The organism is Lacibacter sp., from assembly GCF_035299325.1.
GTDB lineage: Bacteria > Bacteroidota > Bacteroidia > Chitinophagales > Chitinophagaceae > Lacibacter.
This window is the reverse complement of sequence record NZ_DATGWT010000007.1, coordinates 168,352-185,000: the sequence shown is the minus strand read 5'-3', so window position 1 is coordinate 185,000 and position 16,649 is coordinate 168,352. Positions and strand designations below refer to the sequence as shown.

At 41.6% G+C, this 16,649-nt stretch carries 15 protein-coding genes and 1 tRNA gene (1 of these 16 running past the window's edge); 5 read left to right on the top strand and 11 right to left on the bottom strand.

Annotated elements, in window-relative coordinates:
• Both truA and VK159_RS06660 read right to left on the bottom strand, forming a co-directional pair.
• On the bottom strand, nt 1-14 hold the beginning of the coding sequence (truA, locus tag VK159_RS06665) for a tRNA pseudouridine(38-40) synthase TruA (protein WP_324229356.1). It extends 736 nt beyond the left edge of the window; 14 of the gene's 750 nt are visible here — the first part of the coding sequence; its start codon is at nt 12-14; its stop codon lies beyond the left edge, outside the window.
• Between the two features lie 3 nt (nt 15-17).
• Nucleotides 18-1,280 carry a DUF4476 domain-containing protein gene (locus VK159_RS06660; RefSeq protein ID WP_324229355.1) on the bottom strand — a complete coding sequence of 421 codons (1,263 nt, stop codon included), beginning with the start codon at nt 1,278-1,280 and terminating at the stop codon, nt 18-20.
• Nucleotides 1,281-1,459: 179 nt separating this feature from the next.
• Between VK159_RS06660 and VK159_RS06655 the strand changes: the two genes are divergently transcribed.
• Both VK159_RS06655 and VK159_RS06650 read left to right on the top strand, forming a co-directional pair.
• Nucleotides 1,460-3,943: a M1 family aminopeptidase gene (locus tag VK159_RS06655; protein ID WP_324229354.1), complete on the top strand. Its 2,484-nt coding sequence runs from the start codon at nt 1,460-1,462 to the stop codon at nt 3,941-3,943.
• 357 nt (nt 3,944-4,300) lie between these two features.
• The gene (locus tag VK159_RS06650) at nt 4,301-5,116 is read left to right on the top strand and encodes a glycoside hydrolase family 16 protein (RefSeq protein ID WP_324229353.1); all 816 of its coding nucleotides are present in this window, start codon (nt 4,301-4,303) and stop codon (nt 5,114-5,116) included.
• A 63-nt stretch (nt 5,117-5,179) separates the two neighbouring features.
• On the opposite strand, the gene VK159_RS06645 is transcribed toward VK159_RS06650, so the two are convergent.
• The 6 genes from VK159_RS06645 to gap form a co-directional block, all read right to left on the bottom strand.
• Nucleotides 5,180-5,989 carry a TPM domain-containing protein gene (locus VK159_RS06645; RefSeq protein WP_324229352.1) on the bottom strand — a complete coding sequence of 270 codons (810 nt, stop codon included), beginning with the start codon at nt 5,987-5,989 and terminating at the stop codon, nt 5,180-5,182.
• Between the two features lie 8 nt (nt 5,990-5,997).
• On the bottom strand, nt 5,998-6,459 hold the full coding sequence (locus tag VK159_RS06640; protein WP_324229351.1) for a TPM domain-containing protein: 462 nt from the start codon (nt 6,457-6,459) through the stop codon (nt 5,998-6,000).
• A 10-nt stretch (nt 6,460-6,469) separates the two neighbouring features.
• The gene (locus VK159_RS06635; RefSeq protein WP_324229350.1) at nt 6,470-7,060 is read right to left on the bottom strand and encodes a LemA family protein; all 591 of its coding nucleotides are present in this window, start codon (nt 7,058-7,060) and stop codon (nt 6,470-6,472) included.
• A 316-nt stretch (nt 7,061-7,376) separates the two neighbouring features.
• Entirely contained in the window at nt 7,377-8,579 is a 1,203-nt protein-coding gene (locus VK159_RS06630; protein WP_324229349.1) for a phosphoglycerate kinase, read from the bottom strand.
• A 77-nt stretch (nt 8,580-8,656) separates the two neighbouring features.
• Nucleotides 8,657-9,469 carry a hypothetical protein gene (locus tag VK159_RS06625; RefSeq protein ID WP_324229348.1) on the bottom strand — a complete coding sequence of 271 codons (813 nt, stop codon included), beginning with the start codon at nt 9,467-9,469 and terminating at the stop codon, nt 8,657-8,659.
• Between the two features lie 7 nt (nt 9,470-9,476).
• A complete protein-coding gene (gap, locus tag VK159_RS06620) occupies nt 9,477-10,487 on the bottom strand; it encodes a type I glyceraldehyde-3-phosphate dehydrogenase (protein WP_324229347.1) in 1,011 nt (336 codons plus the stop codon).
• A 228-nt stretch (nt 10,488-10,715) separates the two neighbouring features.
• On the opposite strand from gap, the gene VK159_RS06615 reads away from it, so the two are divergent.
• The 3 genes from VK159_RS06615 (at nt 10,716) to VK159_RS06605 (ending at nt 12,812) form a co-directional block, all read left to right on the top strand.
• Nucleotides 10,716-10,787, top strand: a tRNA-Glu gene (locus VK159_RS06615).
• 488 nt (nt 10,788-11,275) lie between these two features.
• Nucleotides 11,276-12,508 carry a T9SS type A sorting domain-containing protein gene (locus tag VK159_RS06610; protein ID WP_324229346.1) on the top strand — a complete coding sequence of 411 codons (1,233 nt, stop codon included), beginning with the start codon at nt 11,276-11,278 and terminating at the stop codon, nt 12,506-12,508.
• A 172-nt stretch (nt 12,509-12,680) separates the two neighbouring features.
• On the top strand, nt 12,681-12,812 hold the full coding sequence (locus VK159_RS06605) for a hypothetical protein (protein ID WP_324229345.1): 132 nt from the start codon (nt 12,681-12,683) through the stop codon (nt 12,810-12,812).
• A 227-nt stretch (nt 12,813-13,039) separates the two neighbouring features.
• Here VK159_RS06605 and VK159_RS06600 read toward each other — a convergent pair whose 3' ends face one another.
• From VK159_RS06600 to VK159_RS06590, 3 genes are all read right to left on the bottom strand, one after another.
• Nucleotides 13,040-14,437, bottom strand: a complete 1,398-nt coding sequence (locus VK159_RS06600; protein ID WP_324229344.1) for an MBL fold metallo-hydrolase — start codon at nt 14,435-14,437, stop codon at nt 13,040-13,042.
• Nucleotides 14,438-14,509: 72 nt separating this feature from the next.
• Nucleotides 14,510-14,995, bottom strand: a complete 486-nt coding sequence (locus VK159_RS06595; RefSeq protein ID WP_324229343.1) for a DUF4442 domain-containing protein — start codon at nt 14,993-14,995, stop codon at nt 14,510-14,512.
• 20 nt (nt 14,996-15,015) lie between these two features.
• Entirely contained in the window at nt 15,016-16,635 is a 1,620-nt protein-coding gene (locus tag VK159_RS06590; RefSeq protein WP_324229342.1) for a C1 family peptidase, read from the bottom strand.
• Nucleotides 16,636-16,649: the final 14 nt, after the last annotated feature.

Sequence of the window (16,649 nt, the reverse complement as noted above, 5' to 3'; positions counted from 1 at the left end):
AAGTAACGTGGCATAGCTTATTGATTAGGGAGAAGAGCAATAAACCGCTTTTTATAATACTCGTCCTGAATGGTTTCACCCAAAGACTTAAAGTTGCTGTAGTCTGTTACGAATGGCAAGGCTGTATCAAAAAAACGATAGCGGCCTTCATCTGTAAGGAATAATGCCGACAGATTTCTTAACTGACTTGTGGTAAAACATTTTGTGCGGAAAGCCTTTTTCGCTTCATCAACCATCTGTTCATCTTTTCGTTGAGAAGCCATGCGGCGGCGAAGTTTTATGAGATCATCCTCCGTTGCGAAATCTTTACAGTTGCTGTTTGGTAATGATGTCGTTTCCTTTTTTTGGACCGGCTCATTCACTACCGGGGGGGTAACAGGTTCTTTCTTTTCAACCACTTCCTCTTTCTTCGCTACAGGTTCTTCCTTTTTGGGCTGTTCAACCACCGCTACAGTATCTTTCTTTACAATCTCTGCTTTGGGCGTATCAGGTACTAAGGGAATTACAACTGGGTTCAGCGTGGTATCCCGTTCAATAAACAGGCGGACTGTATCTTTTAACCCATTGGTTTCGCCCACTTCAAACACAAAATCAGCCCCTTCCCTGCTTTCAAATTTACGTACCTGCTTAACGAGTGATTTAGCCGGAGCAATCCATTCAGGTTCGCTTACAACAGGCTGTTCAACTGTCTTTTCTGGCTTTACTTCAGGTTTCATAGCTATGGTATCTTTAACCGGCGCAGTCACCACCACTTCCACTTTTGCCGGCTTGGGGGTGTCGACAATAACTGGTTTTGTTTCCTTCACCACAGTTACTGTTTTCACGGTGCTGTCCTGGGTTACTTTCGACAGCATATTACTGAAAGGATCATTTGCAGGTGCAACTGTGCTGCCTGGATTATTATTCGTTTCTGCCGTTTTAACTGCAGCATATACAATGGATGAAGTCTGAAGATCATATAACCCCCAGCCTTTATCACTGAAATTTTTCAAGAGAAACCCTTTGTCAGCTTTATCAATTGTATAGCGAAACTGTTGTTCCTGCTGATCGCTTTTCGGGAAACCAACGGCAAAATCCACCACCCCATCCTTCAACTTTGGCAGAATAAGATAGCCGGAAGAAGATGAACTGATGATCCGGTTATTATACTTGATATAAAAAGGTTGCTGATTATCGGTCTGGAGATAAATGAAATGATTTAACTGGCTTTTTGCCTGAAGGCTGAAAAAGGCTGAAACCATCATAACTAATGCAAGTCTTCTGATCACTGATGTTCGCATAGCAACAAAGCTAATTTTTTTTGTTTATCCGAATCACAAACCATTTGTCAAAATCTACTGTCCAAATCACGAGCCACTTTATCTTTACACGCAAAGAAAACAGGAAACCTGTAACAAATGCCTGCCGTCATACACTTATTTGAATACAGGTACTCCCAAACAAACAATTAAAAGAAATCATGAAAAGAAATCTCATCATCGGTCTGTTGGTACTCAGCATTAATGCTTCATTTGCCCAGGAGCAGCAACAGGCTGATACAAGCTGGAAAAAAATCTATCGTTCAACACCCGAAAAGACACATGCACTTGTAAACACAAAACTTGAAGCCAGTTTTGATATACCAAATGCACAGTTAAAAGGAAACGCATGGCTCACCTTGAAACCTTACTTCTATCCAAGCAATACATTAATACTTGATGCAAAAGGAATGGAGATTAAAGAAGTGGCTATCCAGAAAGGAACAGCACGCACCAAACTGAAGCATGAATATGATGGGCTGCTGTTAAAAGTAACGCTCGACAAAACCTACAAAGGCGGTGAAGCATATACTGTATACATCAACTATGTAGCAAAACCAAACGATTTTAAAACAGAAGGCAGTGCTGCTATTACTGATGCTAAAGGATTGTACTTTATCAATCCAAAAGGCGAAGAAAAAGATAAACCAACGCAGTTCTGGACTCAGGGTGAAACAGAAGCTACAAGCGTTTGGTGCCCAACGATCGACAAAACAAATCAGAAAACCACACAGGATTTTTATTTAACGGTGCCTTCGAAATGGGTAACACTAAGTAATGGTAAACTCATGAGCCAAAAACCAAACAGCAATGGCACACGCACTGATTACTGGAAGATGGATCAGCCAAACTCTCCATATCTCTTCTTTATGGGTGCAGGTGATTTTGCAGTGGTGAAAGAAAGCTGGAGAGGGAAAGAAGTAAGTTATTATGTTGATAAAGAATATGCTTCTGTTGCTAAGAAAATCTTCGGTAATACACCAGAGATGATGACCTATTTCTCAAAGATCACGGGTGTTGATTACCCCTGGGTGAAATATGCGCAGATGGTTGGTCGTGATTATGTAAGCGGTGCGATGGAAAACACCACTGCCACCCTTCACCAGGAAAGTGCGCAGCAGGATGCACGTGAGCTGGTGGATGGCAACAGATGGGAAGGAACGATTGCGCATGAACTGTTTCATCATTGGTTTGGTGATTATGTTACGTCTGAAAGCTGGAGTAATCTTACACTCAATGAATCATTTGCTGATTACAGCGAATACCTGTGGGACGAATACAAATTCAGCAAAGACAAAGCAGATGCCACACATTACAATGCTATGCAGGGATATTTAGGCAGTGGCAGCGAGAGCAAACATCTTGTACGTTATTATTACCGTGATAAAGAAGACATGTTTGATGCGGTGAGTTACAGTAAAGGAGGCCGCATTCTGCACATGCTCCGTAACTACGTTGGTGACAGTGCTTTCTTTAAATCACTGAATCTTTATTTAAGTACAAACAAATACAAATCAGCTGAAGCACATCAATTACGTATTGCTTTTGAAGAAATAACCGGTAAGGATCTGAACTGGTTCTTTAACCAGTGGTATTTTGGTGCAGGTCACCCGGTATTGGATATCACTTACAATTACGACGAGAGTAGAAAGAAAGTAAATGTGATTGTAAAACAAACACAGAAAGACAAACTGTTTCAACTCCCTGTTGCAATTGACATTTACAATGGCAGCAATAAAACCCGTGAGCAGGTGTGGGTAAAAAATGCGGTTGATACGTTCTCCTTTGCTGTATCAGCCAAACCTGATCTTGTAAATTTTGATGGCGACAAAGTGTTGCTGGCTGTAAAGAAAGAAAACAAGACACTGGAAGAATACATTCACCAGTATAAGTATGCAGGATTGTATTTAGACAGAAGAGAAGCGATCGATTTTATTTCGAAGAAACAAGACGATGCAAAAGCTGTTGCCTTTATGAAAGAAGCGATCAATGACAAATACAGTGGTCTGCGCAATTTTGCCATTGGCAAACTGGATGCTAAGAAAACAGCCATTGTTGATGCCACAGAAACTTCTCTCGAAACGATTGCAAAGAAAGATGCAAGTCGTATTGTACGCAGTGCGGCAATTACATTCTTAGGTAACTTAAAGAAGCCGGCTTACAAAACATTGTTTACTTCTTTGGTGAATGATTCATCTTACACCTTGAGTGCTGCTGCATTAACAGCATTGGAGAAACTTGATCCGCCTGCTGCATTAACTGAAGCCAAACGTTTATCAAAACAGCCCATGAAAGGCAACCTGCTTGAAGCAGTGGCAAATACATTGATCAAAAGTGGTGATGAAAATTCTTTTGATGAAATCACCAAAGCCTACAGCAGTATGGGCTTATCACAAGCGAAATTCAATTTAACAGCCACTTATGCCAACATGCTGGGCACCATCAAGAACACAGAAAAAGTAAAACGTGGTATTGATGAAATTGTAAAGTTCCGGGATGCTATTCCTGAGCAATACGGTTTAGGTCCGGTGTTTGAGAATTTCCTCAAAACCATCATCGGTAAAAAAGAAACTTTGAAGAAAGCAGGGGAAGATGTGAATGCCCTGCAGGAACAGATCGATTATATAAAGAGTAAGATGAAGTGATGAGTGAACAGTGATCAGTGATCAGTAAGAAAAGGCGGTTCGTACGAACCGCCTTTTTGTTTGGGCTGGGTGTGAGTGGTAGTTTGAGCGCTTTTAATAGGGGGAAAGGTGGGCTTAAAGTGCCTGTTACCCCGAGCCATCATTACACATCACTGATGCTTTAAAAGCAGCTCTATATACACTTTTACGGCAAAAATTGACAAAATCGGCATGAATGGCCGGTTGGTTCTGTAATATTAGCAAAGCTTTCATTGCCTTGTCATCAGAGGTAACTGTGATGAACGCATTGTGTTTACAAGTATTTTTTTAAAGGTTTGTATTTTTAAATCATTCGATGAACTGTTAAACTCAACTACTGTGACGAAAAATGATTCCGGCTTTAATGTAAATCCGGTTAAGAAAGACGGATACAAACTCGTTTTTGAGGATGATTTTAACCATCACAAATTAAACCTGCAAAATTGGGTTCCTTTTTATTTGCCACAATGGAGTTCACGCATAAAAGCAACACCCAATTATTTTATAAAAGACAGTCAGCTTGCGCTGCAGATCACACAAGATCAACAACCCTGGTGTCCTGAGTTTAATGGCGACGTAAAATGTTCATCCATCCAAACAGGCGTGTATGCGGGACCGTTGGGTTCAACCCTTGGGCAACATGGCGTCTTTAACAAAGCCTGCAGAGTAAGGGAAGAACAGGAACCTGTTCAGCTTTATACGCCGCAGTATGGCTACGTAGAGATCAGGGCAAAAGCAATTCAATCCTCCAACAATGTTGTGTCGCTTTGGATGATTGGGTATGAAGACAAACCTGAACGCTCCGCAGAAATTTGTGTAGTTGAAGTGAAAGGCTGGAATGTGTTTGCTGATGAAGCAATCATTGGTTATGGTATTCATCAATTCAATGATCCAAAACTCAAAGAAGCATTTTATGAAGAATTGTTTCCAATAGATGTTCGGGACTTTCACGTGTATGCTGTGGAGTGGAAAAAAGAAAGCACCCGTTTCTTTATCGATCATCAACTTGTTCGGGAGTTAAACCAGGCTCCTGATTATCCCATGCAACTGATGTTGGGTATCTATGAAGTTTCAACGCAACATGATCCTGCAAATGATCCGCCTTATCCTAAATCATTTCTTGTTGATTATGTAAAAGGATATGTAAAAGAGTAAACAGCTGTAACTTAATCTGCAAAAAAAGGTTCGCCTAAGCGAACCTTTCCTTATTATAAATTTCTACCAGTCACCTCCGGCTCCGCCGCCACCAAAACTACCTCCGCCAAAGCCACCAAATCCTCCACCTCCGCTGCTGCTGCCGCCGCCCCAGCCGCCTCCGCCACCACCGGGGAACCAGATAGGGGGAACGCTATTATCCCAGCGGCGGTAACCTCTGCGGCTCATCATACCTCCGCCACCTCGTTTATTAATGTTGGAAATAATGATCATGATCACGATAAAAATGATCATTGCCACGGGAATACTGCCGCCACCTTTACCTTTTTTGCGGTCACTGTAACCGGCCGGTGCTTTGTATTCTCCTGCTGCTGCACGCATAAGGTCGCTGGTACCTTCATCTAATCCACGATAAATATCATTGGCTTTAAAATTGGGAACAATATCAGCTTCAATGATCTTCTTTGTTGTTATATCAGGTATGGCTCCTTCAAGACCGTAGCCTGTAGCGATCCATACTTTTCGTTTACCACGTTCTTTATCTTCCAGCACTACAATGATCAAACCATTGTTGAATTCTTTACCACCCACACCCCACTTACGGCCAAGGGCAACCGCAAAATCACCAATATCATAATCGCCAATATCGCCGATGGTTACAATTACAATCTGGTTTGATGTGCTGTCGTCGTAAGCAACAAGCTTGCGTTCAAGCGCTTCTTCCTGTTCGGGGGTAAGTTTATCCAGGTAATCATTCACCAGCCGGGCCGGGTTTGGAACAGGCGGAATATACTTTTCAATTCCCTGTGCATGACCTGCAAGAGCCAGCACAAGGAATAAAAAAGAAAGTATGGTTAATTGAATCCGTTTCATGTGTCTTATCATCGTCCAAAAACGATGTCGTCGGGTAATTCGTTCCTGTCTTCGTTTTCGTAAGGGAAATGTGCAACCAATGCTTCACCTATATCGGTAATGATCTTTACAATTCCTTCCGCATAATTCTGTTTACTGAATGAAGAAAGCATCTGCCTCACTTCATTGTTCCAGAAAGCGGTGCCCACTTTTTCGTGAATGCCTTTATCGCCAAACACCGCCAGCTGATGATCTTTCATGGCAATGTACAGCAACACACCGTTGCGGTCTTCTGTTTGTTCCATTTTCAAACCAAAGAAAACTTCCACTGCACGATCAACCGGATCAACATAACTGCAACGGCTTTCAATGAACACACGTATCTCACCTGATGTACGCTTCTCCGATGCACGGATTGCATTTACAATCGCTTCATGCTCGGCCGGTGTAAACCAGTCTTTCTGTTTAGTGAGGAAGGAAAAAATACCCATCAGTTGTTTATCAGAATTTTACTTCAGGTGCTTTATCGCTGCCTGGTTCTGCTGCAAAACCTTCTTTTGGTTTAAAGCCAAACATACCTGCAAATAAGTTCATCGGGAACGAACGTACCTGTGTGTTATAGTCTTTCACCGCAGCGTTGAAATCATTACGTGCAACCTTGATCCTGTTTTCCGTTCCTTCCAATTGTGTTTGCAGGTTGCGGAAACCTTCATTGGCTTTGAGGTTGGGATAATTTTCCACCACGGCCAATAAACGGCTCAAGGCACTGCTTACACCACTTTGCGCCTGCTGAAACTCAGCCAGCTTTTCAGGAGTAATATTTGAAGGATCAACTTTTACGCTTGTTGCTTTTGAACGGGCTTCAATTACGTTGATAAGAGTTTGTTGCTCAAAATTAGCTTCACCTTTTACAGTGTTTACAAGATTTGGAATAAGATCAGCTCGACGCTGATAATCGCTCTGTACGTTATTCCATTTTTCTTTTACAACTTCATCCTGCTTTACCAGGCCATTATAACCGCTGCAACCTCTAAAAAGAACAAAGGCTAAAAGAACAGCTACAACAATGGTAATGATGCGTCCGGGTTTCATGTTTTATGTTTTTTGTTTTAATTGAATAATTAGTGTGTTACTTTTTCTGTTTGTTACAGATAGCAGATAAAATACCGGCGGGACTGACAATGCATTTCACATTAAATTTAATCGAAACATTTTACTTGTCAAGATGATTTTTACATAATACCGACGAGACATCATATTTAGTTTGATCGAATTTGAAAAACAAAAATGTCTGTCGGCATTACACCGGAAAATTCCGGGCTTATTTACAAACCTATTTGGTATAACACAAAGGGTGCCGAGCTTTAAAAGCTGACACCCTGACGTTCTTTTGTATCTATATAGATGGTTATTCTTTGATCGCCGCAATGCCGGGCAATGTTTTTCCTTCAAAAAACTCAAGCATAGCACCACCACCGGTTGAGATATAGCTCACCCTATCAGTAAATCCAAAATCGTTCACAGCCGCAACACTGTCACCTCCTCCCACTAAAGAGAAAGCACCTTTACCGGTCGCATCAGCCACGGCTTGCGCAACAGTTTTGGTTCCGTGCTGGAATTTTGCCATTTCAAACACACCCATCGGGCCGTTCCATAAAATGGTTTTTGAATGCAGCAATACATTCCTGAACTGTTCACAGGCATTTACTCCAATATCCAAACCCATCCAGCCTTCAGGGATATGATTGCTTGGTGCAGTTGAAGTATTGGCATCGGCTGCAAACTTGTCGGCAATCACCGAATCACTCGGCAAATGAATAGACACTCCTTTTGCTTCTGCTTTTGCAAGAATTTCTTTAGCTGTATCCAAACGGTCTTCTTCGCACAACGAATTACCGATGGTACCGCCCATTGCTTTCATGAAGGTGTATGCCATACCGCCACCAATGATAATATCGGTTGCACGTTCCAGTAAGTTTTCGATGATGAGAATTTTATCGCTCACCTTGGCACCGCCGATAATCGCAGTGAAAGGTTTCTCAGCCTGCAACAATACTTTTTCACCGGCAGCCACTTCACCTTCCATCAATAAACCGAACATTCTTTTTTCTGATGGAAAAAATTGTGCGATCACAGCTGTTGAAGCGTGTGCACGGTGAGCTGTGCCGAAGGCATCATTCACATACACATCACCCAGCTTGCTGAGTTTTTCTGCAAAGGCAGCATCACCCTTTTCTTCTTCTTTATAAAAACGAAGATTCTCCAGCAACAACACTTCACCCGGTTTCATCATACCTGCAGTGAGGAATGCCTGTTCACCAATGCAATCATTGGCAAATAAAACAGTTGTGTTACCACCAAGTAATTCTGCAAGATGTGGAATGAGATGTTTGAGTGATGACTTTTCTTCGGGACCATCTTTCGGGCGACCGAGATGACTCATTAAAATAACGCTACCGCCATCATTCAATATTTTTTTGATGGTTGGGATAGCTGCTGTCATTCTTGTATCATCAGTAATTGCCTGTGTTTGTTTATCAAGCGGCACATTGAAATCAACACGGATCAATGCTTTTTCTCCGCTGAAATTATGGTTTGAAAATTTGCTCATAATGCTATGGTTTTGTTCAATAGTTTACGTGTAAAACGAAGTTACAGTCTGCTGCAGAAAAACAATTCAGTTCATGATTATTTCTGCACTGCTGCCAATAGTTGTTCAACGCAATGAATGTTACGGCTCACATCATCTTCTCCTTCGATCTTTGTTTTCATCAATGCACCGCTGATGAGTTGATAACCTTTCACTGCATCTTCTTTGCTGAAAAAACAAGTGTACCAATCGCCCAGTTCATTCTCGTAAGCCATACTCACTTTATTGCTGTAGAATTTAATGGGCTGCGGGTACCAGGTACCTCCCGGATTTTCCAGGTTATTATCTTTTGCATGCTGATAAAATGCCAACAGAAATTGCAGGTAAGCAACAACACGTTGTTTTAACTGTACATCATTTTCCTGTTGAGTTGGCCTGGTCCGCCAGCCGTGCATTTCCTTTTTAAAAGGATCATTTGTTGAAACGTTTGTTACGGCCAACACTTTCACCAATTCATCAGGATTGGCTTTATCAGTCGGGTACGCACTGTAAAAACTGAATTGCGCTTTACCTTTTGGCAGTGATTGATCAATGAGGTAGCGCTCTTTAATTGCAGTATCGCCATTTTCAGGATCGAGCACCAATAGTTTTTTCTGTGCATCAAATGCCCACTTACCCTGTTCAAACAACAGATCTGCGCAAAGAGTGTAGTTACCATCGGGATAAAAACGAAGTGCATACAAACCAAGTTTGTTGCCACTGTCATCTTCATCTTTTTCTTTTTGCACATACCACTCACTGTTCTTAGGATCAGGAGGCAGCAACTTTGCAGTGCCGGGACCGCTGTTGCAGGCAAGGAATAAAAAAGGGATACTCCAAACGAAATATCCCTTTAACAGTTTTGTATTCACAAAAATCTTACTTGATAAGTTTAGCAAAATAGTGAAGTGTACGCACCAACTGGCTTACATAACTCATTTCGTTATCGTACCAGCTAACCACACGCACCAATTGAGAATCGCCTACGTTCTGAACTCTTGTTTGCGTTGCATCAAACAAAGAACCGAAGCTGATACCAATAATATCGCTGCTCACAATTTCATCTTCTGTATAACCGAAGCTTTCGTTTGATGCGGCTTTCATGGCAGCATTCACTTCTTCAACAGTTACTTTCTTGCCCAATAAAGCAGTTACCTCAGTTAATGAACCGGTGAGAGTTGGTACACGTTGTGCGCTGCCATCGAGCTTACCTTTTAAACTCGGCAATACCAGGCCAATTGCTTTTGCAGCACCTGTGCTGTTAGGAACAATGTTCTGGGCCGCTGCACGTGCACGACGCAGATCACCTTTTGGATGAGGAGCATCCTGTGTGTTCTGATCGTTTGTGTAAGCATGTACAGTTGTCATTAAACCATTCACAATTCCGTATTTCTCTTCAAGCACCTGTGCCATTGGAGCCAAACAGTTTGTTGTACAGCTTGCGCAGCTGATCACTGTTTCGCTGCCATCGAGAATATTATGGTTAACATTAAATACAATTGTTTTAAGATCGCCTGTTGCCGGTGCACTGATCACCACTTTCTTGGCGCCTGCAGCAATATGACCTTCAGCTTTTGCTTTATCAGCAAAGAAACCTGTACACTCAAGCACAACGTCTACATTATGTAATCCCCAGGGAATTTGTGCCGGGTCTTTCTGAGCATAGATCTTGATCTCGTCGCCATTAACAATGATCGAATTATCGGTACTCTTTACTTCAGCATCAAAACGGCCCTGCGCTGTGTCGTACTTTAATAAGTGACCCAAAACTTTTGGAGAAGTAAGATCATTGATCGCCACCACATCAATTCCTTCCATTTTATAGATTTGACGATAAACCAACCTGCCGATACGTCCGAAACCATTAATCGCAACTTTTACTGTGCTCATGAGAAATATAGTTTAGTAGTTAAAAATGCGCTGCGAAGTTAACGAGATTAACCATTAAAGCCTGTTAGTTTTTAGCTCGTGTACAGATAATTCTTATCAGTGAAATACAGGTTGATTAAAAGCGCTTTGCATCATTTTCCTGATTTGTATCCTTGTTTTGAATAAATTCTTGAAAATTGTTTGGGAGGTAATAAGCCCAAACCTATCTTTGCACTCCCAAAAATAAACGCCGCGTTGGTCAAGGGGTTAAGACGCCTCCCTTTCACGGAGGAATCACGGGTTCGAATCCCGTACGTGGTACAAGCCCCGCTTTTTGCGGGGTTTTTTGTTTCCCGCAATGGCTTGTCATCAACATCAACTTCACTAAACTGGTTTACCATGTACCAGGTCAACTCATAAAAACAACCTGCAATTTTACTGCATCAACTGAAAATTCAACCGCATATTTACCTCCCCATTTTTGTTTTTACGACGTGAAATTGCCGGTTAACACCGGCATTTTGGGTTTGAATGAGTAGAATTTTAACCACTTCAGAAAAATATTTGAATCTTTCTGAACTTAGTTTTTTTGAATGAAGTATTGATTTTCAATGCCTTTTAGTTGCGAATTTTACTATTTCCAAGTCTTGCGAAAATTACTTCGTAATTCTACTATTGCGGATGTTAAAAACTCGGTGCAACTTTGTTCCAGATAAGAAGATACCCTTAGACGAATTGATAGTTTACCGAAAGACGAATAGTGAGATTCCTTAGCCCGTATTGATCCCGACCCTATAAAAAGAACAACAATGACGTACCTCTACCCAACAGTAAAAAGAGCCTTTGTGCTCGTATTAGCCCTGCTTTTAAACTCCCAGGCAGGTTTTTCACAGATTTATTTTAATAACCCCCAGCTTGTTAGCGGAACTGATTTGCAGCAAGGTGCAGTTTACCGTTATGACAACGTAGCACCGTTTGCAAATGCGTTTGTTACGATCAGCCATATTGAAAACGGCAGTACGATCCTCCACATGGACGAGAATGGTTTTGGTTATGATGGCGGCTTTCAGCCACTCATCAAATCGGGTGGAAAGAATGAATCTTATGTAACATTCACGTTCCAGTTTGTTCATTCAATAACCGGACAGCCCTTTTTATTTCCAACGATGAACGCCATGATCCTAGATATTGATGGCAGCAATCAAATGAAGGAATTTGCCGAATTGAATATGAACGATGGCGTATCTGCTTTGATGAATGCAACTCCGCATATTGCTCTTCAAAACAACATCAACCAGGTAATTGCTCACAATACTGCCGGTGTTGAAATTGGCGGCATCAGTACAAGCGCAACAGAGGTAATGTTTCAGGTTGCCGGGATAAACATTTCAACATTTGAAGTAAAGTTTGGTGTAAACTCAGAAACCGGTTCGCATGCCTCAAGACAATACAGTTTATATTTCAACAACTTTACACTGCCTTCTACATTGCCCGTTTCACTACTTAGCTTCCAGGCTAACCTTCAAGATAAGAATGCATTGTTGAGCTGGTCAACAACCAACCACTATAACTTCAGTCACTTCGTAGTTGAGAAGAGTGTTGATGCAAGAAGTTTTAAAGAAGCAGCCATTGTGTTTGCACCTGAAACAACTTCTACAGAAAGCAATTTCAAGTATAAAGACAATCTGCAGAACAGCACAGACAAAGCAATCTACTATCGATTGAAAATGGTTGATATAGATGGCAAGTCTTCCTATTCTGAAACAAGAATGGTGCGTTTAACAGAAGAACATAAAGTACAGATCAGCACTTTCCCAAACCCTGCAACTAATGAAGTGCGTGTAATGATCCCCAATAATTGGCAGGAGAAAATGGTAACGTATGAAATTTATAACAGTACCGGCATCCTGGTGCAACGTTATCAGAGCAAGCAGGCAGCACAGGTGCAACAATTAAATGTACAACACCTGAACAGAGGGAATTACATACTCAAAGTAAATAATGGCGTAAACACTTCTACTTCAAAATTCATTAAACAATAAACGGTTCCGGTATAGACTATATGTTGCTGACCTGGCAAACACTGTTGCTAACCTTTTACCCATTACTCAACATCCACATTGGATAACTAACATATTGACTGGTCTCTTGGTACGGACTAAACATGTTGCTAACCGCCTACACTTTTTATTAAACACAGATTAAAAATTACAAATGGAATACATTCTTAAAATATTGGCAGGCATTCTTAAACCAACAAAACTGAAACTGCCCGCATTTGATTTTAATCAACTGCAACCTGTTTACGTGAAGAACATAAAAGAATCAACACATAAAAAATATTAGCTGGTCTCTTGGTACGGACAAACTAAGTTGCTAACCGCCTACACCTTTTTTCAAACACAACTGGTTTACCCGAAATCCATATTTGGATTCTTATAAAAATATTAGCTGGTCTCTTGGTACAGACAGAATTGTTGCTAACCATCCACATGTGAAGTGAAGTTTACCCATACCCAAAATCCACATCGGATTTTTCCTGACGGGTGCCCCGGAATAACTCCGGGGCTTTTTTATATACCTATCTCAAAATGCATTTCAGGGACGATCACATCTGTAAAGCCTTTACGCATCAACCGTTGCTGAAACGCATGCTGCACATCATACTCACCGTGAACGATAAATAATTTTTCTACCAGCTTTGGATCCTGGCAGGCAAGCCACTGACTCATATCTTCATAATCGCCATGCGCACTCATGCTGCGTATTTGGCCGATCTCAGCATGCACTTCCTTCTCAACACCAAATATTTTCACCTCTTTACGGCCTTCCAGAAGTTTACCACCTAAAGAACGTGGTTCGCAATAACCTGTAAGCAGAATGGTGTTTCGGCTGTTCTCAATTGCATTATTAATGTGGTGCTTTACTCGTCCCGCATCAGCCATACCACTTGCACTGATGACTACGTAAGGACCGCTTTTGAAGTTTAATAATTTTGATTCATCAACTGTTTTCACAAACTTCAATCCTTTAAAACCAAACGGATCATTATCGGTTTGCAATACTTTTTGAATACGTTTATTAAAATACTCCGGGTAACTTTTAACGATCTGTGTTGCTTCCATACTCAATGGACTGTCAACAAAATATTCCAGCTCCGGTAAACGGCGTTCGAGCTCCAGTTGATTAAGATCATATAACAACTCTTGCGTACGGCCCACACTAAATGCCGGAACAATGAGTTTGCCTTTCTTCTGCAGGCAGGCTTTTTCTATCCACTGCAATAACTGGTCGGGAGTTGAGATTGCATTATCATGTAAACTGTTACCGTACGTTGATTCCATGATAATAATATCAGCCTGCGGAAATTCCTGCGGCGACTTTAAGATCACATCACGGTAACGGCCAATATCACCCGAAAATGTGATGCGCTTTGTTCTGCCATTTTCTGTAACCTTTAAGTGCACACAGGCGCTGCCGATGATATGTCCTGCATCGGTAAACATGGCTTCAATACCATCTGATACTTTAAACCATTGGCCATACTCGTGTTGCACAAACCGGTCAAGTGCCGCCTTTGCATCCTCAATGGTGTACAGGGGCTGCAGGTAAGGCATATTGGTTGCGGCCCGGCGCTTGTTCTCATATTTCACTTCATCTTCCTGTATCTCGGCGCTATCTTCCAATAATACAGTTGTAAGTGATGCCGTGGCATCTGTACAATGAATATCACCTTTGTATCCATCTTTACACAACTTTGGTATCAATCCGCTGTGATCAATATGTGCATGACTGAGAATCATGTAATCAATTTCTGCAGGATCAAAACCCCAATGCCTGTTCAGGGCATCTGTATCTTTTCCCATGCCTTGAAACAAACCACAATCGAGCAATAACCGTTTACCGTTTACGGTAAGTATATGTTTGCTGCCTGTAACACAACGTGCAGCTCCGTGAAATGAAAGTTTCATAAAGACAATTTGAAAATGATTCAATTTGAAAATTTGAAAATGCAAATACATTTTCAAACAATCCTTTTTTTGTTAACTCTTTACTTTAAACGACCATGTAATATAGAACTCTGCAACAATCTCACCAGCTTTGTTACGGCCAATAGATTTTGCCTTCATACTTTTTGCTTCACCTGTTGCAATAGCTTCATCAACCAAGTGCTCCATCTGCTTCCCATCGTCACAAACAAAACTTGTAACATCGGTTGCTTTCTTAAAAAAACTTCCTTCAATATTTACAACAAGCATTGACACGGCAGGTTTTCGTCCGGTGATCTGCATCAACCCCAATACACCTGTTGTCATTTCTGCAGCCATTGCCAAACAGGCAAAATAAGTTGACCGAAATGGATTTTGTGAAAACCACTTGTACGGCACCGTTACCACGCAACGTTCTTCGGTAATTGATTGAATTCGTACCCCACTGAAAAAAGCGGAAGGAAGTTTCAGCAACAGGAATAACTTCCCTTTAATGGGATGCGTGATTTGTTTGATAAACTGGGTTGCAGATTCTTTCATGAACTTAAGGTGCAATGGTTTTACTTCGTTACTTCAATAATACAAGCTACTACATTATTGGCGTCTCCCGTTACATCAAAACGCATAGTACCATTACCTGTTGATGAATAACGCACATTGCGAATGAGTGATGAACTTAATGCACGGTTCAACCTGCTGCCAAAATCACCGGAAGGATCGGCACTGATCTGTTGATTCAATTGATACCAATCCAATTCTTTTTTACTTATCACCACAGCAAGTACATCTCTGCCACCAACACCAATGCTATCGGGCGTCATGCTTTTATCTTTTGGGAATAAACGCACACCGGTAATACCGCAGAAAGGAGAATATTTTGTTTTGGTGGGATCATCCGTTCTTGGATAAGGAAATAAGGTATAGCTCGTACCATCCACTTCTTTACCGAAAACATACACATAACATTCAGTTGTATTCTTCAACTCCATTTTAAATTTATCACCGGGGCGAACAGGTGCAGTTGTTTCAAAACGATTGCCGCCGATATTTCGTAAAGCAATATAATCACCTGCTACAGTTTTCTTACCATCGTATTGCACACTAACCAATCCCACTTCACAGGAAAACTGCTGCACATTTTCATTACCTGCATGCATGGGATTTACACCATATGCTTCACGCACATAGGTTTGAAAATCGCCGTATCGCACCCATGCAAATCCATTGGTGCCCCACTCCTGTCCCCAGCTGTTCATCAGTAAAAAAGAACCGCCATATTTTTTATCATCATACCCAACCACACACATTGCATGACCACCAAAGCCCATCATACTTCTGTCGCCACTTGCGGGAATCCACACATCCTGCCCCATCATTGGCTGCATAAAACTTTGCCCAACCATCATACCAATAACAACCGGTGCGCCCTGCGATAAATTCTCTTTAATGGCACGCAGATCAACAGCATCATTACGATCTCCTAAACTCAAACGATTGAAACCACGCATTCGATATTGAGCCGCTTGCTGCTGCAAGCTATTATCGGGTTGACGTTGGCAATCCTGATCGGTATAAGGAAACTGATCGTAAGGCACATCGCCACGCTTGGTCATAAATTCCATTGCACGGATGATGTATGAACCCTGGCAACCTTCCAAACCAATTTGATTATACATGAACGATGGAGAGAACACCACTTCGTTTGGCTGTTTACCTGTACGTGATGATTCTAATATCGTATGTGCAGCAAACGCACTGCTCCATGCAACGCAACTTCCCTGCGAACCTTGGTTTTGTGGTGTTGGACAAAAACGTTGCAGGTTTGCCGATTCAGGTAACGGATTTTTTGTATCATCATCAGCCAACGGTTCGTAGATCTCTGCCTTCTCAAATTGCTTTGGATCTAAGAAACCACCTGTTGCAAGGTTAGCTATATCACTCACATTACAACCACCACGACCAAGTAAAAAATATGCACCTGCTGCTACAACCAGCAACAAAATAATTCCTTTACCTCCTCCGCCTCCACCACGGCCAAATAAACTCAATAACAGAGGCAATAAGCTGAGTAATCCTCCGCCACCTCTTCCTCCACCACCCCCGGGAAAACCTCCGCCTCCACCATCATTACTTTGGTGTTCCTGTTGATCCTGCGGATCATCTGTCATACGTATTGGCATAGCTAAGTGTTTTT

Excerpts from the sequence above, each read along its gene's own strand:
- VK159_RS06660 (WP_324229355.1), bottom strand. The coding sequence starts at position 1,280 with ATGCGAACATCAGTGATCAGAAGACTTGCATTAGTTATGATGGTTTCA.
- VK159_RS06655 (WP_324229354.1), top strand. The coding sequence starts at position 1,460 with ATGAAAAGAAATCTCATCATCGGTCTGTTGGTACTCAGCATTAATGCT.
- VK159_RS06645 (WP_324229352.1), bottom strand. The coding sequence starts at position 5,989 with ATGAAACGGATTCAATTAACCATACTTTCTTTTTTATTCCTTGTGCTG.
- VK159_RS06640 (WP_324229351.1), bottom strand. The coding sequence starts at position 6,459 with ATGGGTATTTTTTCCTTCCTCACTAAACAGAAAGACTGGTTTACACCG.
- VK159_RS06635 (WP_324229350.1), bottom strand. The coding sequence starts at position 7,060 with ATGAAACCCGGACGCATCATTACCATTGTTGTAGCTGTTCTTTTAGCC.
- VK159_RS06630 (WP_324229349.1), bottom strand. The coding sequence starts at position 8,579 with ATGAGCAAATTTTCAAACCATAATTTCAGCGGAGAAAAAGCATTGATC.
- gap (WP_324229347.1), bottom strand. The coding sequence starts at position 10,487 with ATGAGCACAGTAAAAGTTGCGATTAATGGTTTCGGACGTATCGGCAGG.
- VK159_RS06610 (WP_324229346.1), top strand. The coding sequence starts at position 11,276 with ATGACGTACCTCTACCCAACAGTAAAAAGAGCCTTTGTGCTCGTATTA.
- VK159_RS06605 (WP_324229345.1), top strand. The coding sequence starts at position 12,681 with ATGGAATACATTCTTAAAATATTGGCAGGCATTCTTAAACCAACAAAA.
- VK159_RS06600 (WP_324229344.1), bottom strand. The coding sequence starts at position 14,437 with ATGAAACTTTCATTTCACGGAGCTGCACGTTGTGTTACAGGCAGCAAA.
- VK159_RS06595 (WP_324229343.1), bottom strand. The coding sequence starts at position 14,995 with ATGAAAGAATCTGCAACCCAGTTTATCAAACAAATCACGCATCCCATT.
- VK159_RS06590 (WP_324229342.1), bottom strand. The coding sequence starts at position 16,635 with ATGCCAATACGTATGACAGATGATCCGCAGGATCAACAGGAACACCAA.